This window comes from Streptomyces sp. NPDC001380 (genome assembly GCF_042895785.1).
Lineage (GTDB): Bacteria > Actinomycetota > Actinomycetes > Streptomycetales > Streptomycetaceae > Peterkaempfera.
This window is the reverse complement of record NZ_JBIAWP010000010.1, coordinates 169845-193390: the sequence shown is the minus strand read 5'-3', so window position 1 is coordinate 193390 and position 23546 is coordinate 169845. Positions and strand designations below refer to the sequence as shown.

21 protein-coding genes and 1 tRNA gene are annotated in these 23546 nt (G+C 76.0%); 7 read left to right on the top strand and 15 right to left on the bottom strand.

The window, feature by feature from the left end:
* Positions 1–442: 442 nt before the first annotated feature.
* The 6 genes from ACFY07_RS15190 to ACFY07_RS15165 form a co-directional block, all read right to left on the bottom strand.
* On the bottom strand, positions 443–1045 hold the full coding sequence (locus ACFY07_RS15190) for a DUF4232 domain-containing protein (RefSeq protein WP_390869067.1): 603 nt from the start codon (positions 1043–1045) through the stop codon (positions 443–445).
* A gap of 173 nt (positions 1046–1218) precedes the next feature.
* Entirely contained in the window at positions 1219–1578 is a 360-nt protein-coding gene (locus ACFY07_RS15185; RefSeq protein WP_390869066.1) for a DUF1330 domain-containing protein, read from the bottom strand.
* A 165-nt stretch (positions 1579–1743) separates the two neighbouring features.
* On the bottom strand, positions 1744–2295 hold the full coding sequence (locus tag ACFY07_RS15180) for a DinB family protein (RefSeq protein WP_390869065.1): 552 nt from the start codon (positions 2293–2295) through the stop codon (positions 1744–1746).
* A 169-nt stretch (positions 2296–2464) separates the two neighbouring features.
* The gene (locus tag ACFY07_RS15175) at positions 2465–3064 is read right to left on the bottom strand and encodes a GNAT family N-acetyltransferase (protein ID WP_390869064.1); all 600 of its coding nucleotides are present in this window, start codon (positions 3062–3064) and stop codon (positions 2465–2467) included.
* 130 nt (positions 3065–3194) lie between these two features.
* Positions 3195–4493, bottom strand: a complete 1299-nt coding sequence (locus ACFY07_RS15170; RefSeq protein ID WP_390869116.1) for an Ig-like domain-containing protein — start codon at positions 4491–4493, stop codon at positions 3195–3197.
* A 308-nt stretch (positions 4494–4801) separates the two neighbouring features.
* Positions 4802–5146, bottom strand: a complete 345-nt coding sequence (locus ACFY07_RS15165; protein WP_230652973.1) for a hypothetical protein — start codon at positions 5144–5146, stop codon at positions 4802–4804.
* A 172-nt stretch (positions 5147–5318) separates the two neighbouring features.
* On the opposite strand from ACFY07_RS15165, the gene ACFY07_RS15160 reads away from it, so the two are divergent.
* A complete protein-coding gene (locus tag ACFY07_RS15160) occupies positions 5319–5687 on the top strand; it encodes an LPXTG cell wall anchor domain-containing protein (RefSeq protein ID WP_390869062.1) in 369 nt (122 codons plus the stop codon).
* A 706-nt stretch (positions 5688–6393) separates the two neighbouring features.
* On the opposite strand, the gene ACFY07_RS15155 is transcribed toward ACFY07_RS15160, so the two are convergent.
* A complete protein-coding gene (locus ACFY07_RS15155; protein WP_230652977.1) occupies positions 6394–7791 on the bottom strand; it encodes a cystathionine beta-synthase in 1398 nt (465 codons plus the stop codon).
* Between the two features lie 283 nt (positions 7792–8074).
* Here ACFY07_RS15155 and ACFY07_RS15150 point away from each other — a divergent pair, with 283 nt between their 5' ends.
* The 3 genes from ACFY07_RS15150 (at position 8075) to ACFY07_RS15140 (ending at position 11756) form a co-directional block, all read left to right on the top strand.
* Entirely contained in the window at positions 8075–9235 is a 1161-nt protein-coding gene (locus tag ACFY07_RS15150) for an SGNH/GDSL hydrolase family protein (protein ID WP_390869061.1), read from the top strand.
* A 41-nt stretch (positions 9236–9276) separates the two neighbouring features.
* Positions 9277–10497, top strand: a complete 1221-nt coding sequence (locus tag ACFY07_RS15145; protein WP_390869060.1) for an acetyl-CoA C-acetyltransferase — start codon at positions 9277–9279, stop codon at positions 10495–10497.
* A gap of 377 nt (positions 10498–10874) precedes the next feature.
* The gene (locus ACFY07_RS15140; RefSeq protein WP_308188922.1) at positions 10875–11756 is read left to right on the top strand and encodes a hypothetical protein; all 882 of its coding nucleotides are present in this window, start codon (positions 10875–10877) and stop codon (positions 11754–11756) included.
* Between the two features lie 51 nt (positions 11757–11807).
* Here ACFY07_RS15140 and ACFY07_RS15135 read toward each other — a convergent pair whose 3' ends face one another.
* Positions 11808–12197, bottom strand: coding sequence for a hypothetical protein (locus ACFY07_RS15135; RefSeq protein ID WP_390869059.1), 390 nt, complete (start codon positions 12195–12197; stop codon positions 11808–11810).
* Positions 12198–12384: 187 nt separating this feature from the next.
* On the opposite strand from ACFY07_RS15135, the gene ACFY07_RS15130 reads away from it, so the two are divergent.
* Positions 12385–12615, top strand: coding sequence for a DUF4287 domain-containing protein (locus ACFY07_RS15130; RefSeq protein WP_055585760.1), 231 nt, complete (start codon positions 12385–12387; stop codon positions 12613–12615).
* Positions 12616–12757: 142 nt separating this feature from the next.
* Here the strand turns inward: ACFY07_RS15130 and ACFY07_RS15125 are convergent, their stop codons facing one another.
* Both ACFY07_RS15125 and ACFY07_RS15120 read right to left on the bottom strand, forming a co-directional pair.
* Positions 12758–13645 (bottom strand): Bax inhibitor-1/YccA family protein, encoded by an 888-nt coding sequence (locus tag ACFY07_RS15125; protein WP_390869058.1) that lies wholly within the window; start codon positions 13643–13645, stop codon positions 12758–12760.
* A gap of 250 nt (positions 13646–13895) precedes the next feature.
* Positions 13896–13977 (bottom strand) — tRNA-Leu (locus ACFY07_RS15120).
* 309 nt (positions 13978–14286) lie between these two features.
* Between ACFY07_RS15120 and ACFY07_RS15115 the strand changes: the two genes are divergently transcribed.
* Together ACFY07_RS15115 and ACFY07_RS15110 are read left to right on the top strand one after the other, a co-directional pair.
* Positions 14287–15057 (top strand): ABC transporter ATP-binding protein, encoded by a 771-nt coding sequence (locus ACFY07_RS15115; protein ID WP_390869057.1) that lies wholly within the window; start codon positions 14287–14289, stop codon positions 15055–15057.
* Positions 15058–15216: 159 nt separating this feature from the next.
* Positions 15217–17772 (top strand): ABC transporter permease, encoded by a 2556-nt coding sequence (locus tag ACFY07_RS15110; protein ID WP_390869056.1) that lies wholly within the window; start codon positions 15217–15219, stop codon positions 17770–17772.
* 184 nt (positions 17773–17956) lie between these two features.
* Here the strand turns inward: ACFY07_RS15110 and ACFY07_RS15105 are convergent, their stop codons facing one another.
* The 5 genes from ACFY07_RS15105 to eno form a co-directional block, all read right to left on the bottom strand.
* The gene (locus tag ACFY07_RS15105; RefSeq protein WP_390869055.1) at positions 17957–19315 is read right to left on the bottom strand and encodes an NAD(P)/FAD-dependent oxidoreductase; all 1359 of its coding nucleotides are present in this window, start codon (positions 19313–19315) and stop codon (positions 17957–17959) included.
* A 564-nt stretch (positions 19316–19879) separates the two neighbouring features.
* Positions 19880–20830: an exopolyphosphatase gene (locus tag ACFY07_RS15100; protein WP_390869054.1), complete on the bottom strand. Its 951-nt coding sequence runs from the start codon at positions 20828–20830 to the stop codon at positions 19880–19882.
* Positions 20827–21441, bottom strand: a complete 615-nt coding sequence (locus ACFY07_RS15095; RefSeq protein ID WP_390869053.1) for a DUF501 domain-containing protein — start codon at positions 21439–21441, stop codon at positions 20827–20829. Before ACFY07_RS15095 ends, ACFY07_RS15100 begins: the two co-directional genes overlap by 4 nt.
* A gap of 86 nt (positions 21442–21527) precedes the next feature.
* Positions 21528–21992: a septum formation initiator family protein gene (locus ACFY07_RS15090; RefSeq protein WP_390869052.1), complete on the bottom strand. Its 465-nt coding sequence runs from the start codon at positions 21990–21992 to the stop codon at positions 21528–21530.
* 86 nt (positions 21993–22078) lie between these two features.
* On the bottom strand, positions 22079–23365 hold the full coding sequence (gene eno / locus ACFY07_RS15085) for a phosphopyruvate hydratase (protein WP_230652993.1): 1287 nt from the start codon (positions 23363–23365) through the stop codon (positions 22079–22081).
* Positions 23366–23546: the final 181 nt, after the last annotated feature.

The following is a 23546-nucleotide window of genomic DNA, read 5'->3' as shown; positions in this document are numbered from 1 at the left end:
GACGGGCCGGGACCCGCGCGCCTTTCCTGCCCGGCAGGGTCGTCGGCGCCCGCCGGGCCGACGAGCGTCCGCCGAACGGCGACCTCTGCAGGGCCGGGGGCGAACAGGCCGCGCGGGGCCGTTGGTTGCGGGGCGGCGGCTACCTCGTGCACGCCTCCCCCCTCACCCCCTGAGGCCGCCCGGCCGGCGCTCCGGAGCGGCGGTCCTCGGCGGCCGGGGCCCGGGCCCGCGCCCGGACCTCCTCGGGTCTCCCCCCGCCGAGGGGGCGGGCACCTGCCGGCGGGGACGGGGCCCCGGTGCGGCCGGCGGTGCGGCGGGGCCGCCGCGGTGCGGTCGGGGAGTCCGTGCGGCGGTGCCGCGCCCGCACGTCCGGTCGCGGCCGCCCGCCGAGTCCCCGGCCGCGACCGGACGTGCGGCGGGAGAGGCGCCCCGCGGGCGGCCGCTACGGGCTGACGGCGAGGAAGGCGGTGGTGCGGACGGTGTCGTCGCACTCCGCGATGTCGCTGCCGTCCTCCATGCCGACCTGCAGCCTGCCGCCCGCGACGCCCAGCACGAGCGACGGGGCGGTGCGCGGGGTCGCGCCGGAGGGGCAGTAGCCGTCGCCCTCCCCCAGGACCTGGTGGAAGGTGAGCCGGACCCAGGCCCGGCCGCCGACGGCCAGCAGGACCGGCCGGGCCGTGCCCTCGGGGGTGGCCCTCAGCGGCCGGTTGCGCTGCGGCGACCCCTGGCCGGCCAGGGCCACGAGGGCGGGGAAGCCCTTCAGGACGCACGGCCCGGGCCCCTTGTTGACGAGGGGGACCCGCGCCGACCAGGTGCCCTCCGGGGTGCCCGACGTGAGCCGCCGGGCTGCGGGGGCGGTGAGCCGGTCGTACCGGCAGGGGCCGGGCGCGGCGGGCGGTGCGGGGGCGGACGGGTCCAGGACCTGCCGGACGGCTCTCGGGGACGGGCCCGGTGCCGGTCCGGCGGGGCCGCCGCAGCCCGCGAGGAGCGTCCCCGCCGCCGCCGCGAGCACCGCGGCCGCCCTGCCCCTCGACGCACAGCCCATGGCCCGTCCTCCTGGTCCTCGTCGCCGGACGGCGCCGGCCGCCGGCCGCGGGACGGCGTGGCAGCCGCGGCCGCGGGCGGCGGCCGCCCGTCCCCTCACACCGTGCCCGGGGAGGGGAGGGTCCGCCTGCCGGGCGGGCCGTACGGACGAGGTCCGGCGCGGCCGCCGGCGTCTCAGCCGGCGGCGGACGGGGCCGGGAGGCCCCGGACGGCGGCGGCCATGGCGGCGGCGGTGTGGCCCGGGGCGACGCCCTCGAAGAGGATCACGTCGCCGCTGATGTGGCCGGTCCGCAGCAGGAGGATCTCCTGGTAGGCGGGGGACGCGTACCAGGCGCGGGCGGTGGCGAGGTCGGGGAACTCGATGACCACGACCGTCCCGGGCCACTCCCCCTCCAGGACCTCGACGTCGGGGCCGTGGACGAGGAAGCGGCCGGAGAAGGGGGCGAGGGTGGCGTCGACGCGGTCCAGGTAGTCGAGGACGTCGGGCTCGCGGGGGCTGGGATTGCGGAGGTGGGCGAGGGCGTAGGCGGTCACGGCGCCTCCTGGTCGTGGAACGTGCCGGACGGACTGCCCCGATCATGCCGTCCGGACCGGGGGGCGTCCACGGCCTTTCGGGTCGTCGACGGGCGGTCCGGGGTCCCGTACCGGCCGGGCGGCGCCGCGGGCAGCGGGCGCCGCCGGACAGGAGGTGACGGCAGGTCAGGAAGGGCGCGCGGCGGGCGTTCCGGTGACGTCCCACAGGTGGTGGACGGGGTCGTGGAGGAGGTAGCGGGCGAAGGACTCCACGGTGAAGGAGGCGCCGTCGCTGCGGTCGCCGGTGCGCCGCCACCGGTCGCCGCCGACGCGGTCGAAGGCGGCGGCGAGGGACTCCGCGGCGGCGGCGAGGCCGGCGGCGACCGCGGCGGGGTCCTGCTCGCCGTAGCGCTCGGCCTCGGCGGTGGCGTCCTGGTCCCAGTTCGGGAAGAGCGGCCGCTCCCGGGTGAGCATCAGGTCGAGGCGGACGGCGAAGAGGCGGAAGACGTCCCGGACGTGGCAGGCGTACTCCAGGGGCGACCACGTGCCGGGGTCCGGGCGGCGGCGCAGCTCTCCGCCGTCGGCGGAGCCGCCCGCCAGGAGGCCGGTCCAGGCGGCGGCGTTGGCGCGGAGGAGGCCGGCGACGGCCTCGCGGGGGACGGAGGAGGCGTCGAGGCCGCAGTCGGGGCAGGGGCGGCTCAGCACCCAGGTCCAGTCCTTGGTGTCGGGCGTGATCATGGGTCGAGGATGGCGGGGCGGCGGGACCGGCTCCAGGGGCGGGACGGCCAGGTTGCGGTGAGTTCCTGCCATCGGCCGTCCATCCGCCCGTGCACACACCCGCCCGTGCGCCCGCCCGCCCGTGCGCCCGCCTGCCGGTGCACCCGTCCCCCGGCGCCCGCGGGCGGGGTCAGGGCAGGAGGCCCGCCCGGATGCGCTCCTTGACGGCGGGCCACTCGGGGGCGAGCAGCGAGTGGACGACGGTGTCGCGCCAGGTGCCGTCGAGACGGCGGACATGGCGGCGCAGCGGCCCCTCGCGCAGGCCCCCGATGCGGGCCAGGACGCCCTGGGCGGTGTAGTCCTGGTGGTCGGTCTGCCACTGCACGCGGCCGAAGCCGAGGACCTCGAAGGCGTGGTAGAGCAGGAGGAGGTGGGCCTCGACGTCGAGGGCGGTCCCGCGGTAGGGGCGGGCGACCCAGTTCCAGCCGATGCCGAGGCGCTCGTCGGGCACGGAGATGTCGAGGTAGGCGGTCCAGCCGACGGGCCGGAAGGTGCCGCGGGGGACCACGGCGAAGAGCACGGCCTCGCCGGCCGCCTGCTGGGCGAGGCGCTGCTCGACGACGCGGTGCATCTCCGCCTCGGAGCGGGGGGTGAGGGCGGGGAGCCAGCGCCACACCTCGTCGTCGCTGCCGCCGGCCAGGTGCAGGTCGGGCACGTGCGCCGGGACGAGCGGCTCCAGCCGCAGGTGGCGGCCGTCCAGGACGACGGGGGCGGGCGGTTGCGAGGCCATGGGTCGCACGTTAGTCCGGGTTCCGCCGGTCCGGGCGGTTTCCGCGGGGGCCGGTCCGCGCCCGGGAGGGCCGCCGTGGGCGGGGGGGCGGACCGGGCCGTGCACGCGCGGGTCCCGGACCGGGCGGGGCTCAGAGCGAGCTGCCGGCCTTCCAGTCCGCCCAGGAGAGGTTCCAGCCGTTGAGGCCGTTGGCGGGCGCGACGGTGCGGTCCCCGGAGCGGACCACCTCGACCACGTCGCCGACCATCGAGCTGCCGTAGAACTCGGCGCCGGGGGTGTTCGGGTCCCTGCCGCCCTTGGTGTCGCGCAGGCCGATGCAGCCGTGGCTGACGTTCTCGTGGCCGAAGACGGAGGGCGGGGACCAGTAGTTGCCGTGGATGAAGGTGCCGGAGGTGGTGAGCCGCTGCGCGTGGGGGACGTCGGGGATGTCGTACTCGCCGCCGAGGCCGACAGTGCGGGAGTTCATCCGGGTCTGCGGGTACCGCTCGGAGACCACCATCACCCCCTCCCAGGTGGGGTGCTGCGGGCTGCCGCCGGTGACCTCGTAGACCGCGCTCGTCCGTCCGTCGCGGCGGACGGTCATCCGCCCGGTGGCGAGGTCGACGGTGCTGACCTGGCTGCGGCCGATGGTGAAGTGCACGTCCTTGGACTGGACCCCGTACACGCCCTTCGCGCCCCGGACGTCCCTGAGCCGCAGCCGCAGGGTGATGCGGGTGCCGGCCGCCCAGTAGTGCCGGGGGCGGAAGTCGAGCCGGGTGGCGTCGAACCAGTGGCCGACGACCTCCACCGGCGGGTCGGCCTCCACGGTGACGGCCTGCTGCACGGCCCTGCGGTCGGTGATCGGCGTGTTGAAGACGATCGAGACCGGCATGCCGACGCCCGAGACGGAGCCGTCCTCGGGGGTGAAGAACCCCACGAAGGTGTGGTCGGGGGCCTTGGTGGCGAAGGAGGTGTTGGACACCGCCTGGAGTTTCGCGGCGTCGACGGCGGTCGCCGACACGGTGTAGCGGGTGGAGAGGTGCAGGGGGGCGGTGGACCGCCAGCGGGTGGAGCCGGCCTCCATGGTGCCCGCCACCTGCCGGCCGGCCTCGTCGGCGACCCGGACGGAGGTGAGGCGGCCGCCGGAGGCGGTGACGGTGACGCCCTGCTCGGAGTCGGCGTTGCGGGTGCCGTCCGGCGGGTCGACGGCGATCCGGGCGGTGGAGACCCTGGGGGTGCTGCTGCTCGGGGAGGCGGACGGGGTCCCGGCGGGGGCGGCGGAACCCCGGGGGGAGCCGGCCGAGCCGGAGGCGCCGGGGCTCTGCCCGCCCTTGGCCCCGTCCGGGCCGTTGCTGCACGCGGCGGCCAGGGCGGCGGGGGCCACCGCGAGGCCGGCCAGGACGCTGCGGCGCGTCCAGTCGCGGGGGGCGGGCGGGGCGGCGGGCGGCAGCGGGCCCGCGGCGGCGGGCGGCCCGTCCGGCGGAGCCGTGCCGGGCGGAGCCGTGTCCGGCGGGCCGGCGGGGCGGCCGGGGGGACGTCCGGCGTCCGGCGGCTGCGGGGGTTCCGGACGCCGCGGGGTTTCCGGGGGCTGCCTGTCGGGTGCCGTCACGTCGCCGTCTCCCTTGCTGCTCCTCGCGCCTGCCGCTCCTCGCGCGTGCTGCCGGTGATGGGGGGCGTACCGTCCAACATATGCCCGTCGGGAAGGCCCCGCCCGGCGGGGCCTTCCCGACGGGAGGGGTCACTCGGGGACGGGAGGGGTCACTCCCGGGCGGCTCCGTCGCCGGTGTCGTAGAGGTCCCAGTCCTCGTTCTCGGGCTCGAACTCGGTGTGCGCGGACTCCCAGGTGGCCTGGGCGAGCTCCACACCGGGGACCTCGCCGAGCAGCTGCAGCGGGTCCACGAAGTGGGCGAGCGAACCGGACGGGTCGAGCTCGATGGCCTCCACCGCCTGGGCCCGCTCGTCGTCGTCCATGTACGTGTCGTGCTTCACCTGCTCCAGCGCGGCGGCCTTGAGGGCGGCCTCGTCGGTGATCTCGGCGACGAGTTCGATGTGCAGGCGGACGTAGCGGGGCTCGCCGCCGTCCTTGGTGTCGGTGCTGGTCATGCCTGCGAGCGTAGGGCAGCGGGGGCTCCCGGCGCGGTACCGGCCCCGGCGGGCGCTACCCAAGCGGAGCCCCGCTCACTACGATCGTCCGGACGGCCCCGCCGGAGGAGCCCCCGCAGCGGGGTCCCGGCCGGGTCCGGTGCGGGGACCGGGTACGGCACGAGGAGGTCCGGTGGGCAAGCGGAAGGCGGCCCAGCGCAGCCCGCTGGCGATCACGGCGGCCGCGGCCGGCGGCGCCGCGGCGCTCGCGCTGGTCCTGGGCCCGGTGGCGTCGGCCGCGTCCGCGGACGCCTCGGCGGAGGTGGCGGCCGCCCGGCAGGGCAGGGCCTCGGTGGCGGCGGCGCAGGCGGCGGAGCGGTCCGCCGCGGTGCGGTCGGCGGCGCGCACGGCGCGGGCGCAGGCGGCGGCCGGGGTGCGGCTGGCCGACACGGGCGGCGTGGACACCACCCCCTACCTGCTCGGCGGGACGGCGTTCCTGGGGCTCGGGGCCGGGCTGCTGGTGGCGGCGCGGCGCAGGGGGGCTCCGGTACAGGCGGGCTGACGCGGGGCCCGTCCGCGGCCGTGCACGGAGCCGGACACCGGTCCGGGCACCGGTCCGGGCGCCGGTCCGGGCGCCGGTTCGGGCGCCGGACCGTACGGCGGTGGCCGCGGCGGGGCTGCCGCGCGGCGGGGGCCGGGTGCGGGAGCGGACGGATTCCGGTTCGGCACGACGGCCCGGGAGGACCACGGCACCGTCGCACCACCGCACCGGAACACCACGACGCGCATCGGAGCGCCCCGGCGCCCGGCGGCGCACACGGCGAGGGCCGGTCCTGGATGCCAGGACCGGCCCTGCCGTCTCCGTATCGCTCCCCCACCCGGGAGCACGGAGTGCGCGCCTTGCGGCGCGAGGGGTGCCGCAGGGGCCGCCGCACCCTGGTGGCCGGTCGGGGCCACCAGGGGCGGGACGACGGCGCCCCCTGCGGACGGGACGCGGCCGGCCGGGTCAGGGCCGACCGACGCGTCCTCCTGGTGGCCTCGGAGCCGGGGAGCCGCTCCCGGTTTCCGCTGCCACCACGTTCGGCGTCTTGCCGTGACCCCTACGATGCCGTTCCCGTGTTAAGCCCGTGCTGCGCGGACGTGACACCGGTGTACCACTTCGGCGGCGGACGGGTGAGCCCCGCGCGGGCACCGGGGGGCGCGGGGCGGGCGGGCCGTCCGGGGCCCGGGGCGCCCGCGGGACGGGCCCCGGGCATCCGCGGGACGGGTCAGTGCGTCCGCTGGGCCAGGAAGGACAGCAGGTCCTGGCGGGTGACGATGCCCTGCGGCTTGCCGTCGACCAGCACCACCACGGCGTCGGCCCGCTCCAGCACCCCCATCAGGCGGGTGACGGACTCGCCGGAGCCGACCACGGGCAGCGGCGCCGACATGTGCTTGTCCAGCGGGTCGTCGAGCTGCACGCGCCGCGCGAAGAGGCCGTCCAGCAGCTCCCGCTCGACGACGGAGCCGATGACCTCGCCCGCCATGACGTCGGGGTGGCCGGCGCCGGGCGAGACGACGGGCATCTGGGAGACGCCGTACTCGCGCAGCACGTGGACGGCCTCCCCGACGGTCTCGCCCGGGTGCATGTGGACGAACTGCGGGATGCCGCCGTGCTCGACGGCGTCCTTGCGGCCGAGCACGTCGCCGACGGTGGCCTCGTCGGTGGGCGACGAGAGGAAGCCGTAGTCCGCCATCCATTCGTCGTTGAAGATCTTCGAGAGGTACCCCCGGCCGCCGTCCGGCAGCAGCACGACGACGACGTCGTCCGGTCCGGCCTTGCGGGCGACCTCCAGGGCGGCGACCACGGCCATGCCGCAGGAGCCGCCGACGAGCAGGCCCTCCTCCTTGGCGAGGCGGCGGGTCATCTGGAAGGAGTCCTTGTCGGAGACGGCCACGATCCCGTCGGCCACCGTGCGGTCGTAGGCGGTGGGCCAGAAGTCCTCGCCGACGCCCTCGACCAGGTACGGGCGGCCGGTGCCGCCGGAGTAGACGGAGCCCTCGGGGTCGGCGCCGATGACCTGGACCCGGCCCTCGGAGACGTCCTTGAGGTAGCGGCCGGTGCCGGAGATGGTGCCGCCGGTGCCGACGCCCGCGACGAAGTGGGTGATCCGGCCGTCGGTCTGCTTCCACAGCTCGGGGCCGGTGGAGTGGTAGTGGGAGGCCGGGTTCTCCGGGTTGGAGTACTGGTCGGGCTTCCACGCGCCGGGGGTCTCGCGGACCAGGCGGTCGGAGACGTTGTAGTAGGAGTCGGGGTGCTCGGGGGCGACCGCGGTCGGGCAGACCACGACCTCGGCGCCGTACGCCCGCAGCGTGTTGATCTTGTCGGTGGAGACCTTGTCCGGGCAGACGAAGATGCAGCGGTAGCCCTTCTGCTGCGCCACGATCGCCAGGCCGACGCCGGTGTTGCCGGAGGTGGGCTCCACGATGGTGCCGCCCGGCTTGAGCGCCCCGGACTTCTCGGCGGCCTCGATCATCCGCATCGCGATGCGGTCCTTCACCGAGCCGCCGGGGTTGAAGTACTCCACCTTGGCGAGGACGGTGGCCTCGATCCCCTCGGTGACCTTGTTGAGCTTCACCAGGGGCGTGTCGCCGACCAGCTCGATGATCGAATCGTGGTACCGCACGGGGGTCCTCCCGAGAACGTGGAACAGGTGCGCACGGATGAGTGCCGCAGGAGTGTCTGTACCGGTCAGGGTAGAGGTCCGGGCCCCGGCGCGCGGATGCCCGGCCCGCCGGGGCGGTGATCGTGCACGGTCGGACGGGCGGTAGGCGGCGGGGGCCCCGGGGTATGGAGGCTCTGAGAGGCGGTGCCGCCACGAGCGGGGCCGCGGAGCAGGGCCCCGGACCGCGGGGCCCGCTGGATCGGGCTCCCATGAGTCGGGAACGGACCGGGTGAGGGGGTCGCGGATGTCGCGGGCACGGGTGGCGCGCCGGATCGCGGCGGCCGCCGCGTACGGCGGCGGAGGCATCGGGCTGCTCGGGGTCGGCGTCCTGGGGCTGCTGGTCACCGAGGCCAAGTTCGCGGAGCGCGCGGTGGGCGCGCTGGGGAGCGAGCCGCCCCGGGCGGACGGGGTGTACGGGGGCGCCTTCGCCGACGGCCCGCAGGCCGCGGCGCCGCCGCTGGTGCTGGCGTTCCTGGGCGACTCGACGGCGGCCGGGCTCGGGGTGCTGCGCGGGCACGAGACGCCGGGCGCGCTGCTGGCCGCCGGGCTGGCGTCGGTCGCCGAGCGGCGGGTGCGGCTGGTGAACGCCGCGCTGTCCGGGGCCCGCTCCGCCGACCTGGACCACCAGGTGGACCTGGTGCTGGAGGCCGTCCCGGACGTGGCCGTGGTCATCGTGGGCGCCAACGACGTGACGCACCGGGTGCCGGCGGTGGAGTCGGTGCGGCTGCTGGGCGACGCGGTGCGGCGGCTGCGGTCGGCGGGCTGCGAGGTCGTCGTGGGCACCTGCCCGGACCTCGGGACCATCGAGCCGGTGCGCCCGCCGCTGCGCTGGGTGGCGCGGCGGCTGAGCCGGCAGCTGGCGGCCGCGCAGACCATCGCGGTCGTGGAGGCGGGCGGGCGGACCGTGTCGCTGGGGTCGCTGCTGGGCCCGGAGTTCGCCATGCGCCGGGAGCTGTTCGCCGCCGACCGCTACCACCCGTCGGCGCAGGGGTACGGCACCGCCGCGATGGCCGTGCTGCCGTCGCTCTGCGCGGCCCTGGGCCTGTGGCCGGAGGACCGGCCCGACGCGGCCCGCGGGGAGGCCGTGCTGCCGGTGGCGGTGGCCGCCGCCGAGGCCGCCGGGCGGTCCGGCACGGAGGTCGCGGCGGCCGCGCCGGGCGGCTCGCCGGGCCGCTGGGCGCTGGTCCGGTACCGGCGGCGGCGCAGGCTGCCCGCGGTGGGGGACGGGGAGCCGGGGTCCGGCGGGGGCGGGGAGCCGGGGTCCGGCGGGGGCGGCGGCGCCCGTGAGGAGGGGTCGGGCGGGAGGAGCGGGGGAACGGCCGGGGAACGGCCCGGGGAGCAGTCCGGGGGAACGTCGTCCAGCTCACACGCAGCCCTGGGTGACGGCCGCGGTACTAAGCGGTAGCTTACGGCCGTAGCCGCCCACCCTTACGTCGAGGAGTCACCGTGCCCGAAGCCGTCATCGTCAGCGCCGCCCGTTCGCCGATCGGCCGGGCCTTCAAGGGCTCGCTCAAGGACGTCCGCCCGGACGACCTCACCGCCCACGTCATCCGTGCCGCCCTCGACAAGGTGCCCCAGCTCGACCCGCGCGAGATCGACGACCTGATGCTGGGCTGCGGACTGCCCGGCGGCGAGCAGGGCCACAACCTCGGCCGCGTCGTCGCCGTGCAGATGGGCATGGACCACCTGCCCGGCTGCACGATCACCCGGTACTGCTCCTCCTCGCTGCAGACCACCCGCATGGCGCTGCACGCCATCAGGGCCGGCGAGGGCGACGTCTTCATCTCGGCCGGCGTCGAGACCGTCTCGCGCAGCGTCAAGGGCACCTCGGACGGCATGCCCGGCACCGAGAACCCGATCTTCGACGAGGCCAAGGCCCGCACCGCGAAGCGCGCCGCCGAGGGCGGCGACGAGTGGCACGACCCGCGCGAGGACGGCCTGCTGCCCGACGCCTACATCGCGATGGGCCAGACCGCCGAGAACCTGGCCCGGCTCAAGGGGGTCACCCGCGCCGAGCAGGACGAGTTCGGCGTGCGCTCGCAGAACCTCGCCGAGAAGGCGATCAAGGACGGCTTCTGGGCCCGCGAGATCACCCCGGTCACCACGCCCGACGGCACCGTGGTCTCCACCGACGACGGCCCGCGCGCCGGCGTCACCCTGGAGGGCGTCTCCGGCCTCAAGCCCGTCTTCCGCCCCGACGGCACCGTCACCGCCGGCAACTGCTGCCCGCTGAACGACGGGGCCGCCGCGCTGGTCGTCATGTCCGACACGAAGGCGCGCGAACTGGGCATCACCCCGCTGGCCCGGGTGGTCTCCACCGGCGTCTCCGGCCTCTCCCCCGAGATCATGGGCTACGGCCCGGTCGAGGCCTCCAGGCAGGCCCTGCAGCGGGCCGGGCTCACCATCGGCGACATCGACCTGGTCGAGATCAACGAGGCCTTCGCCGCCCAGGTGATCCCCTCCTACCGCGACCTGGGGATCGACCTGGACCGCCTCAACGTCAACGGCGGCGCCATCGCCGTCGGACACCCGTTCGGCATGACCGGCGCCCGCATCACCACCACGCTGATCAACTCGCTGCAGTGGCACGACAAGCAGTTCGGCCTGGAGACCATGTGCGTGGGCGGCGGGCAGGGCATGGCGATGGTGATCGAGCGGCTGAGCTGAGCTGAGCTGAGCCGGGCCGGGCCGCGGCGGAGGGCGGGGCCGCCGGCCGGGGGACCGGGGAGGCGGCACCCGCCCGCGGCGGGGGGCGGGCTCCGGTCGCGGCACGGTGGCCGGAATCACCCGTTCGGAGTGACCCTTCGTGTTTGAGGGCCGGATCACATGGAGAAGGTGATCCGGCCCTCCGCACACCCCCGGAGGGCCCCGCGGTCGACGGTCCGCAACCGGCCGACTCCCCCGCGTATACCACGCCCACCTGCACCGACGTGGGCAAGGTCACAGCTCACTCACGAAGGGAGCCCCTTCCCCTGACGCCGCGCGCGGACATACGGCACTGTGGGGGTGATCCCCCGTTCAGCTCCGCGCAAGGAGTACGTTCCGTGAACGCCGTGTACACCGTTCTTCTGCTGCTCCTGCTCGTCCTCACGGCAGGGGTGCTGGTCCACGTGCGCGGGCTGTCGCGCCGCCTGGAGGCGGCTGCGGCCACGGCCCCGGACGACGCGGCGATACGCCGGGCGGTCGCCGCCGCCCTGGCCGAGGATCGCGAGCGGGAGGTCGCGGAGGCGCGCGCGTTCTGGGCGGAGCAGGAGGCCCGGTCGGCGGAGGACGCCCCGCTCTTCGACACCCCGTTCGACGGCGCCGACCCGGTGGACGGCTGGCCGCTGTACTTCCCCCGGCCCACCGGCCCGCAGGAGGCCGCGGAGAGCGCCGAGGACTTCCCGCGCCCGGCGGGCGGACGGATGGACCCGGAGTTCACGGACGCGCTGCGCACGGCCCTGGAGGAGCTGATCGCCGAGGGCAACGGGCTGCGGTCCGGCCACCCGGTGCAGGGCGGCGCCGGGTCCCCGGCCGTCCAGGCCGACAACGGGGTGCAGGCCGACGTGGAGGTGCAGGCGGGGCCGGCCGCCGGCCCCGACCCCCGCCGCCACCCCTCCCACCCGGACTTCGTGCCGGCCCAGGCACCGTCCCGGGAGTGGACGGACTCCACCCTCAACCGCCTCGCCGACGACGGCACGGCCCTCACCGACGTCCGCCCCGGCCCGCTGGGCACCCTGGACGTGTACGCCTTCGCCGACGGCACCACGCTGTGCGTCGCCCCGGGCGACCGGGAGGCGGCGGAGCGGCTGATCGAGGCGGTCCGCTGCGGCGACGCGGTGCGGCTGCTGGGCGGCTCGCGCTTCTCCGGCTCCTACTCGCTGACCTTCGCCACCGGCGAGGGCACGGTGTACGTGCTCGCCGACCGGGTGGTCGCCAGCCTCTGACCCGCGGGCCCGCCGAGGCCCTCCCGGGCCTCCCGGGACCGGGCCCGCCGCCTACCCGCCCACCAGCTCCGCCACGGCGCCCACCGCCGCGACCGCGTCCGCGAGGACCGCGTCCGCCGCGGACCGGGCGCCGTCGCGCGTGGCGACGGGGGCGTCCGGCGCCAGCGGCGCCAGCGCCGCGGCGAGGTCGTGGCCGGCCACGGCGAGCTGGTCGCCGGCGGCGAAGGGGCCCGCGTCCGGCATCCCCCCCGGGGCGCCGCCGGGGGCCGCCGCGCCCTCCGCCGCGAGGGCGTCCGCGGCAAGCCGGCGGGCGAGGGCGAGGGCGGCCGCCGCGCGGGAGGGGTGGCCGGGCACGGGGGCGGTGAGCCTGCTCTGCGGCATCGAGCGGAAGCGGTCGGCCAGGCGGTCGACGGCGGTGAGCAGCGGGGCGGGATCGGGCATGGGGCGAGCGTATCCGGGCGCGGACGGGTGACCGTGCGACCGGCAGGCGTCAACGGGGTGGAGGGTGGGTAAGGAGGCGGCAACGAGGACCGACCGTCCCCACCTCGCACCGCCCCCGTGGCGGGTGTTGCCAACGGTTACGACCTCAGGCACGGTGGGAGGACGGACCGCTCAACCGGAGGCGCCCATGTCCCTGATGTACTCCGCAGCGACCCACCAGAACCTCCTCTCCAGGATCCCGGCCGTCACCGGCCGCGAGATCAGCGACTGGCTCAAGGCCGTCGACGACGGGCCCGGCCTCACACGGTGCGAGGAGAAGATCGACTGGCTCCGCCGCGAGTACGACATCTCGTACGGCTACGCCAAGGCCATCGTGCACGAGCACGACCTGCGGAGGGCCGCGCGCAAGCTCGCCTGAGCGGCGCCCCCGTCCGAGTCCCGACCCCCCTCCGACCCACCCTCCCCCATACGCCCGAGGGCCCGGGAGCCGACGGCTCCCAGGCCCTCCGAGGTGTCCGGCACCGCCCGGACCCCGCGACGGGGTCCGGGGCCGGGGCGGATCAGTCGTCGCCGCGCAGGATGGCGATCAGGCGCAGCATCTCCAGGTAGATCCAGACCAGCGAGAGGGTCAGGCCGAAGGCGGCCCGCCACGCCTCGCGCTCCGGGGCGCCGCCCCGGACGCCCTGCTCGATCTCGTGGAAGTCCAGCGAGAGGAAGAAGGCGCCGAGGCAGATGCCGAGGACGCCCACCAGGATGCCCACGGGACCGGAGCGCAGGCCCAGGTCGGCACCGAAGAGCGCGGCGACCATGTTGACCACCAGCAGCAGCACGAAGCCCATGGCGACGGCCAGGCCGATCCGCTGGTAGCGGGCGGTCACCCGGATGCGTCCGGAGCGGTAGGCCACGAGCATGCCGGCGAAGACCGCCGCGGTGCCCAGCACGGCCTGGACGGCGATGCCGGAGAAGTAGACGTCGAGCGCCTTGCTGATCGCGCCGAGGAAGACGCCCTCCAGCGCCGCGTAGGCCAGCACCAGGGCGGGGCTGACGGTGCGGCGGAAGCTCACGACCATGGCGATGACGAAGGCCGCCAGGGCGGCGACCATGGGGATGCCGAAGGCGCCCGCCGGGACGGCGAACCAGGCGAGGGCACCGGCCGCCACCAGGGTCAGCAGCGTCATGGCGGTGCGGGCGACCACGTCGTCCATGGTCATCCGGCCGGTGTCGAGCGGTCCGGCCGCGGGCGCACCGTACATCTGCTGCAGCTGCTCGGCGGAGAGGGGCTGCTGGTCGTACGGGTTGTTCGCGTACGGGCCGCCCGCGTAGGGGCCGCCGGGCGGCGGGGACTGCGGCGCGTGCGGCCCGGCGGACTGCGACGGACCGAACCCCGCGTAACCGGTGTCGCGGGTGAAGGCTCCCTGCCGCGAGAAGACCGGGTTGCTGCTCCTCATGTGCTTCCTCCCGGGGCCGCACGGTGCAGCCCTCACGCCAATGGTAATGCCCGGGTAAAGGAAAGCCATGCGTCCCGGGGCGCGCCGACCGGAGCCGCGGGCGGCGGCAGCGGGGGAACGGCGGCGCCGGCGGCACCGGCGGGGCGGAAGGCGCCGCGGGGCGGGGCGGCGGGGCGGCGGGAGGAGCTGCAGGGACGGCGGGGCGGACGCCGCTGCGGCGGCCGGGCCGGGGAGTCCGGCGGAGGGGGAGTGCCCGGAGCCGGATTCGAACCGGCACGGCCTCACGGCCAAGCAGTTTTAAGCTGCCCGTGTCTGCATTCCACCATCCGGGCGCGCACCCCACTCCCCCTCGCGGGGTCAGCCCCGAGCCTAGTGGCGGACGGCACGGCCTGCATGCCCCCGGCCGGGGAAGTTGTCTTGTTTTCATGTGATCTGACGCGTCATGAGGTTCTCTTGAGCCTCCCTTGACCCGGAGACCGCCCGTCCGCCGTCTCAGGGGCCCCGTCATACCCCGGGAGGAGACGGCGTCCTCCTCGTACGACCCGCGGCGGTACGCCCAACCGTCCGCCGGGCCGACGGTCCGCCGCCACCGCGTGGCCGAGCATGGAGTGACCCCGCAGACCCGGCCCCCAGGAGCCCCCGTGACCACGACCGCCGACCCCGTCCTCACCGGCCGCGCCGCCGCACGCGCCACCGACCTCAGCAAGGTGTACGGCGAGGGCGAGACCCGCGTCGTCGCCCTGGACCGGGTGAGCGTGGAGTTCCGCCGCGGCGAGTTCACCGCGATCATGGGCCCCTCCGGCTCGGGCAAGTCCACGCTGATGCACTGCATGGCCGGGCTGGACACGGTGAGCTCGGGCTCCGCCACCATCGGCGCCACCGAGCTGGTCGGGCTGAAGGACAAGGAGCTGACCCGGCTGCGCCGCGACCACGTCGGCTTCGTCTTCCAGGCCTTCAACCTGCTGCCCACGCTCACCGCCCTGGAGAACATCACCCTCCCCATGGACATCGCCGGCCGGAAGGCCGACCGGGAGTGGCTGGACCGGGTCATCGCCACGGTCGGCCTGTCCGGGCGGCTCTCCCACCGCCCCGCCCAGCTCTCCGGCGGCCAGCAGCAGCGGGTGGCCTGCGCCCGCGCCCTGGCCGGGCGGCCCGAGATCGTCTTCGCCGACGAGCCGACCGGCAACCTGGACTCCCGGTCCGGCGCGGAGATCCTCTCCTTCCTGCGGAACTCGGTGCGCGAACTGGGCCAGACCGTGGTCATGGTGACGCACGACCCGGTCGCCGCCTCCTACGCGGACCGGGTCGTCTTCCTCGCCGACGGCCGGATCGTCGACGAGCTGCACGGCCCCACGGCCGACGGGGTGCTCGACCGCATGCGGCGGTTCGACGCCAAGGGCCGCACCAGCTGACCGGACGCCACCCGGGCCGTGCACGCGCCCGGCCCCCGCGTCCCGGGCCCGCACCCCAGCCCCCCGCACGCCCCGTACGCCCGCACTCCCGGGCCGCGCCGCCGACCGGCGCGGCGGCCCCCGCCACCCGTTCCGCACCGATCCCAGGACACCCCACCCATGTTCCGCACCGCCCTGCGCAACGTCCTCGCGCACAAGGCCCGGCTGCTGATGACGACGCTCGCCGTCCTCCTCGGCACCGCCTTCGTCGCCGGCACCCTGGTCTTCACCGACACCCTCGGCGAGGCCCTGAAGAACAGCTCCGCCCGGTCCTTCTCCGACATCTCCGTCGCCGTCACCGACCCGGCCGCCGACGCCTACGCGGGCGCCGCGCAGCGCAACCGCCGCGGCCCCGCCCTCACCGAGGACGTCCTGCGCCGGATCTCCGCGGCCGACGGTGTCGCCGGGGCCCGCGGCGTCGTGACCGGCTTCGCCGGCGTCGCCGACCGCGCGGGCGCGCTGATCGGCGACGGCTGGTCCACCACCGGCACCAACTTCGCCCCCGGCGCGGGCGGACGCGACCCGCGCTACCCGATGGCCGAGGGCCGCGGCCCGTCCGGGCCGGGCGAGGCCGCCCTGGACGCGGCGACCGCCGCCAAGGGCGGCCTCCGGGTCGGCGACACCGTGCGGGTGGCCGTCAACGGCCCGGTGATGCGGCTGCGGCTGACCGGCGTCTTCCGCACGGACGACCCCCGGGTCTCCTCCGGCGGCTCCCTCGTCCTCTTCGACACCGCCACCGCCCAGCGGCTCTACCTCTCCCCCGGCCGGTACAGCGAGATCGACGCCGCCGCCGCGCCCGGCACCTCCGAGACGGCGCTGCTCGGGCGGATCGAGGGACTGCTGCCGAAGGGCGGCGCGCTCAAGGCCGAGACCGGGCGCCGGCTCGCCGACGACCAGGCCGCGCAGATCGCCCGCGCCACCGACAACCTGTCCACCGCCCTGCTGGCCTTCGCCGGGATCGCCCTCTTCGTCGGCGTCTTCCTCATCGCCAACACCTTCACCATGCTGGTCGCCCAGCGCACCCGGGAGCTGGCGCTGCTGCGGGCGGTCGGCGCGAGCCGCCGCCAGGTGACCCGTTCCGTGCTGGCCGAGGCCCTCGCCGTGGGCGTCGCCGCCTCGCTGGGGGGCCTGGCCGCGGGCGTCGGCATCGCGGTCGGCATGCGGGCGGTCATGGGCGCGACGGGCGTGGACCTGCCGGACGGGCCGCTGGTCGTCACCCCGTCCACGGTGCTGGTCTCGCTGGCCGTCGGCACCCTGGTGACCGTGCTCGCCGCCTGGCTGCCGGCGCGCCGCGCCGCGACGATCCCGCCGGTCGCGGCGATGAGCAGCGCCGAGCTGCCCGCGTCGCAGCGGAGCCTGCGGGTGCGGAACTCCCTCGGTGCGGCCCTGGCCGTGCTGGGCGCCGCCGCCGTCGTGTACGGGGCGTCCACGGGCGGCAGCGCCGGCCGGACACCGGTCGCCGCCGGCGCCGTCCTCGTCCTGGTGGGCGTCTTCGTCCTCACCCCGCTCCTCTCCCGGCCGGTGATCGCGCTGGCGGGCCCGCCGCTGGGCGGCGCCTTCGGCGTCTCCGGGCGGCTCGCCCGGCGGAACGCGGTGCGCAACCCGCGCCGCACCGCCGCCACCGCCTCCGCGCTCACCGTCGGCGTGACCCTGATCAGTGCGCTGTCGGTGATCGGCGCCTCGGTGGGCGCGGCGGTGGACCGGGCCGTCACCGACGGCATGAAGGCCGACTACATGGTCTCGATGGCCAACTACGCCTCGCTCTCCCCCGAGGTCGCCCGCGGGATCGCGAAGGTGCCGGGCGTCTCCGCGGTCAGCCCCGTGGAGTCCGTCCCCCTGCGTCTGGGCGGCCGCAGCCAGGAGGTCTCCGGCGTGGACGCCGCGGCCCTGGGCGAGCTGGTCGAGGTGCGGATGCGGAGCGGCTCCGCGGGGTCCCTGGCGCAGGGCCGGCTGCTGGTGCGGGCCGACGTGGCACGGGAGCGGGGCTGGCGCACCGGCTCGGCGGTGCGGGCGGCGTACCCCGACGGCAGCCGGGCCCGGCTGGTGGTCGGCGGCGTCTTCGAGGAGAACGCCCTGCTCTCGGAGGCGGTCCTCGCCGGCCGGGTGCTCGACCGGCACGTGCGGCAGCCCTACGTCAGGCAGGTCCTGGTGAAGGGCGCGGACGGGGCGGGCCCCGCCCTGCAGCGCGCCCTGCGGGACGCCACCGGCGACAACCCGCTGATCAAGGTGGAGGACCGGGACGGCGTCCGCGCCTCCTTCAGCGGGAAGATCGGCTTCCTGCTGAACCTGCTGTACGGGCTGCTGGCCATGGCCGTGCTGATCGCCGTGCTCGGCGTGGTCAACACCCTGGCGATGTCGGTCTTCGAGCGCCGCCGCGAGATCGGGATGCTGCGCGCGGTGGGCCTGGACCGGTCCGGGGTGAAGCGGATGGTGCGGCTGGAGTCGCTGGTGATCTCGCTCTTCGGCGCGGTGCTGGGCATCGGCCTCGGCACCTTCCTCGCCTGGGCGGTCAACGGGACCCTGAGGACGGAGCTGGACGGGCTGACCACCGTCGTCCCGCCGGCCACGGTGGGGTACCTGCTGGCGGGCGCCGCGGTGATCGGCCTGCTGGCCGCCCTCTGGCCGGCCCGCCGCGCCTCCCGGCTGGACGTGCTGGAGTCGATCAAGGCCGCATGACGGCGGCACCCCCCTCGCGGGGCGGCAACGCGCAGGCCCCCCGGTCGACGGATGTCGACCGGGGGGCCTGCGTCACACCTGCGATGCGCGGTGCGGCTCCGCCCGGCACCGGCGCCGGCTGAGCACCACGGAGGTCGTGGTCCGGCGACGCTGCCGGGCGGAGGGCCTCCGGACTACCGCGAGGTCAGGACGCCTTCTGGGCGAGGGCCTTCTCGCTGCGGGGGGCGGGGACGGGGGCGGCCGCCTCGAAGAACGCCTCGCGCGGCTTCTCCATCTCGGAGAGGCCCACGGTCTCGCGCTTGAGGAACATCGCCAGCGTCCAGTCGGTGAAGACCCGGACCTTGCGGTTCATGGTCGGCACCCGGCTGCCGTGGTACAGGCGGTGGAACCACCAGGCCGGACGGCCCTTCAGCTTGTACTTGCCGAAGAGGATCGCCACGCCCTTGTGCAGGCCGAGGCCGGCGACCGCACCGAGGTTCTTGTGCTTGTACTCGGCCTGCGGGAAGCCGCGCATGCCGGACACGACGTTGTCGCCGAGGACGAGCGCCTGGCGGACGGCGTGCTGGGCGTTCGGCGGGCACCAGGCGCCCTCGCCGACGGCGAGGTCCGGCACCTGGGCGTTGTCGCCGGCGGCCCAGACGTAGTCGAAGCCCTTGACCTGGAGGGTGGGGGCGGTGTCGACGTGGCCGCGCGGGCCCAGCGGCAGGCCGAACGCGGAGAGCACCGGGTTGGGCTTGACGCCGGCGGTCCACACGATGGTGGAGGCGTCGACCTCGACGCCGTTCTTCAGCACGACGTGCTTGTCGACGCACGACTCCATGGAGGTCTCCAGGAAGACCTCGATGCCGCGCTCCTCGAGCTTCTCCTTGGTCCAGACGCCGAGGTCCGGGCCCATCTCGGGGAGGATGCGGTTGGCCGCCTCGACGAGGATGAAGCGCATGTCCTCGCGGCTGACGGTGTTGTAGATCTTCGCCGCGTCGCGGGCCATGTCCTCGACCTCGGCGATGGTCTCGACGCCGGCGAAGCCGCCGCCGACGAAGACGAAGGTGAGGGCCTGGCGGCGGACGTCCTTGTCCGTGGTCGACTCGGCCTTGTCGAGCTGCGCCATCACGTGGTTGCGCAGGCCGATGGCCTCCTCCACGGTCTTCATGCCGATGCCGTGCTCGGCCAGACCGGGGATCGGGAAGGTGCGGGAGACCGAGCCGGCCGCCACCACCAGGTAGTCGAAGGGCAGCTCGTACGCGTCGCCGGCCAGCGGGGTGACCGTGGCGACCTTGCGGCCGTGGTCGATCCCGGTGACGTGACCGGTCAGCACCTCGGCCTTCTTCAGGACGCGGCGCAGCGGCGCGACGAGGTTGCGGGGGGCGACGTTGCCGCCCGCGGCCTCCGGGAGGAAGGGCAGGTACGTCATGTACGACCGCGGGTCGACGACCGTGACGGTCGCCTCGCCATAGCGCATCTTCTTGAGGATGCGCATCGCGGCATACAGGCCGACGTAACCACCGCCGACGATGAGGATGCGAGGACGCTCCGTGGTGCTCATATCGGAAAGTATCCAGCACGCCCCGAGGGGCCCCTCGTGAGCCCGGTCACACACCCCTGGACACGGTGTGCTATATTTCGCGGCCCTCTCTCCGGGGCCGCCCGGACGCCCGGGAGGGGCGCCGGCCGGCCGCGCGGGGGCTCCGGCGGAGCGGCGGCGGGACCACGGCCGTGAGCAGCAACGATCGCCGACGGCGCACAGTTCCCGGCCCCGCCTTTCGAAACTGCGCGCGAATCCGCGGCCGCGCCTGCGATCCCCACGCCGAGGCGTCCGGGCGCCTTCGTCCCACATGGCGGACAGCGCGCCCCGGAAGGAGGTAAGCAGGCCAGGAACTCCATGTGAAGAAATTCACGAAGTTCGTCGCGGAGCTCCGCCGCCAGACGCCGGACGGGCCCTCCCAGGGGGCCGGAGCGCCCTTCCCGGGGGCCCGGACGGCCCCGCGGCGACCCCGCCCGGACCCTGCGGCGGCCCCGGGCGGTGCCGCCGCGGCCCCTCGGGACAGAGGGGCGCGGAGGCGCCCCGGCACGGCGGCCGGAGCGCCTCCGCACGCCCCCGCGGCACCCCTCAGCGCTCGGCGACGCTCCAGGCGATGCCGTCCAGGATGTCGTGCTCGCTGACGACCACCTCGGCGGCGCCCGTCCGCTCCACCAGGGCCTGCAGCACCAGGGCGCCGGCGCCGATCACGTCCACCCGGCCGGGGTGGATCACCGGGATCGCGGCGCGCTCCTCGTGGGTCGCCCCCAGCAGCCGCTCCGCGACCGCGTGGACCTGCGCCGCCGGGATGCGCGCGTGGTGGATGCGCGCCGAGTCGTACGCGGTCAGCCCCAGCGCCACGGCCGCGACGGTGGTGACCGAGCCGGCCAGCCCGACCAGGGTGCGGGCCTCGCCCAGCGGCACCTCCTCGGCCGCCAGGTCCAGGGCCCGCCCGATGTCCGCGCGGGCGGCCGCCACCTGCGCCGGGGTGACCGGGTCCGCCCCGGCGAAGTGACGCTCCGTCATCCGCACGCAGCCCACGTCCACCGAGCGGGCGGCGCGCACCGACGCGTCGCCCAGCACGAACTCGGTCGACCCCCCGCCGATGTCCACCACCAGGTACGGCTCCGCCAGCCGCAGCCCGGCCGCGGCCAGCTCGCGGGTGGCTCCGGTGAAGGAGAGCTGGGCCTCCTCGTCGCCGGTGACCACCTCGGGCCGCACGCCCAGGATGTCCACCACGCCGCGGACGAAGTCGTCGCGGTTCTCCGCGTCGCGGGAGGCGCTGGTGGCCACGAACCGGGTGTGCGCCGGGTCGACGCCGAGGCCCCGGACGGCCTCCGCGTACTCCCGGCAGGCGGCGAAGGTCCGCTCCAGCGCCTCCGGGGCGAGCCGGCCGGTGCGGTCGACGCCCTGGCCGAGCCGGACGATGGTCATCCGGCGGTCGAGGTCCTTCAGCTCGCCGGTCTCCGGGTCGAGGTCGGCGACCAGCAGGCGGATGGAGTTGGTGCCGCAGTCGACGGCGGCGACGCGCGTCCCGGTCACTGGTCCTCCCCTTCCTCGGAGCTCTTCCCGGCGCCCTCGGCGTCCCCGCCGTCGGCGCAGACGCAGGGGCCCTTGCGCCACCACTCGGGCAGCATGTCCAGCGCCTCGTCGCCGAGCGGGTTGACGCCGCGGCCGGCCGCCAGCGAGTGGCCGACCAGCACGTGGAGGCACTTCACCCGGTCCGGCATGCCGCCCGCGCTGGGGAAGCCCTCCAGGACCTCCACGGCGTCGCGGCGGGCGAGGTAGTCCTCGTGGGCGGCGCGGTAGCCGGCGGCGAGCCCCTCGTCCTCGCCGAGGCGCGCCGTCATCTCCTTCATCACGCCGTCGGCCTCCAGGGTGCCGATCAGCGAGGCGGCCCGGGGGCAGGTCAGGTAGTACAGGGTGGGGAACGGCGTGCCGTCCTCCAGCCGCGGCGCGGTCTCCACCACGTCGGGCAGGCCGCAGGGGCAGCGGTGGGCGACGGCGCGCAGGCCGCGCGGCACGCGGCCGAGCTGGGCGGCGACGGCGGCGACGTCGGCGGGGGCGACGGAGTCGACGGGCTCCGCGGCCCCGGCGGCCCCGGAGGGGGAGGCCGGGGCGGCGGAGTCGGCGGGGTTCTCGGGAGAGGTCATGGGATGCGCTGTCTCGTGCGGGGGCGGTGGGCGGGGGGTGCGGCGGCCGGGGTGCGGCGCGCGGGGACCGGGAGGGGCGGCCCGGGTCAGGGGCGGGGTGCGGGGCGGTCGGGGTGGTCGGCGGCGTCCACGGAGTCCCAGACTCCGGTGTACCAGGGCGGCCGGGCGGCGCCGCGCGAGGACGCCGCACCGACGGGGTCCTCCCCCGCCCCGGCGGTCCCGCCCGCGTCCGGGTCCACGGAGACGTACGGGGTCTCCCCCGGCAGCGCGTAGTGCAGCCGGGCGCGGGCCTGCGCCCGGACGTACGCCGGGTCCTGCCAGCGGGCCTTCTCGCGGCGCAGTTCGTCGACCCGCTCGCGGGCCTGCGCGGCGGCGGCCCGCCGGGCGGCGATGTCGGCGCGCTGGGCGATGAACTGCCGGGTGGGGTAGGCCAGGATCGCGACCAGCGAGCAGAGGACCAGCGCCAGCACCGCGGCCCGGCCGGTGAAGCGGGGCCGGGCCCCGGCCGCGCCGGGGCCGCGTCCGGGTGCGGCCGCCTTCCGGATCGCCATGTGGTCCGTCCCCTCCGTGGTCGTGCGGGTGCCCCGCCGCCCACCCTAGAGGGTGAACGGCGGGGCACCGGGAACGCGGCGGGGTGTCAGCCCTCGTAGCGGAACCGCGGGAAGGCGCCGCGGCCGGCGTACTCGGCGGCGTCGTCGAGGATCTCCTCGATGCGCAGCAGCTGGTTGTACTTGGCGACGCGCTCGGAGCGGGCCGGGGCGCCGGTCTTGATCTGGCCGCAGTTGGTGGCGACGGCCAGGTCGGCGATGGTGACGTCCTCGGTCTCGCCGGAGCGGTGGGACATCATGCAGCGGTAGCCGTTGCGCTGGGCGAGCTCGACGGCGTCCAGGGTCTCGGTGAGCGAGCCGATCTGGTTGACCTTCACCAGCAGGGCGTTGGCGGTGCCGGACTCGATGCCGCGGGCCAGGCGCTCCGGGTTGGTGACGAACAGGTCGTCGCCGACGAGCTGGACCTTGTCGCCGAGGCGCTCGGTGATGGCCTTCCAGCCGTCCCAGTCCTCCTCGTTCAGCGGGTCCTCGATGGAGACCAGCGGGTACGCGGCGACCAGCTCGGCGTAGTAGTCGACGAGCTCGCCCGCGGAGAGCGACTTGCCCTCGAAGGTGTAGGCGCCGTCCTTGTGGAACTCGGTGGCGGCGACGTCCAGGGCGAGGGCGATGTCCTTGCCCGGGGTGTAGCCGGCCTTCTTGATCGCCTCGACGATGAGGTCCAGGGCCTCGCGGTTGGAGTCGAGGTTCGGCGCGAAGCCGCCCTCGTCGCCCAGGCCGGTGGAGAGGCCGCGCTCCTTCAGGACCGCCTTGAGGGTGTGGTAGACCTCGACGCCCCAGCGGACGGCCTCGGAGAAGGACTCCGCGCCGATCGGGGCGATCATGAACTCCTGGATGTCCACGTTGGAGTCGGCGTGCGAGCCGCCGTTCAGGATGTTCATCATGGGGACGGGCAGCACGTGCGCGTTGGGGCCGCCGATGTAGCGGAAGAGCGGCAGGTCCGACGCCTCGGAGGCGGCGTGCGCCACGGCGAGGGAGACGCCGAGGATGGCGTTGGCGCCGAGGGACGACTTGTCCGGGGTGGCGTCCAGGTCCAGCATCGCCTGGTCGATGAGGCGCTGCTCGGTGGCGTCGTAGCCGACGAGCTCGGGGCCGATCTGCTCGATGACGGCGAGGACGGCCTTCTCCACGCCCTTGCCGCCGTAGCGGGACTTGTCGCCGTCGCGCAGCTCCAGCGCCTCGAAGGCGCCGGTGGAGGCGCCCGACGGCACCGCCGCACGGCCGGTGCTGCCGTCGTCGAGGCCGACCTCGACCTCGACCGTGGGGTTGCCGCGCGAGTCGAGGATCTCCCGGGCTACGACGACATCGATGGACGGCACGAGGCATCTCCTTAGGGCGGATATGGATGCGTTACGTCCAGAGCCTAACCGCACGGGTGGCCGGGGCCGCCCCCGGCCGGGCCCTGTCTCGCCGGTCGAACAGCCCTACCCGCCGGTAGTCCACCGGGCGTTCCCGGGGCGTTCCCCGGATGCGGCCCGGCGGCCCGGCACGGCGGCGTCC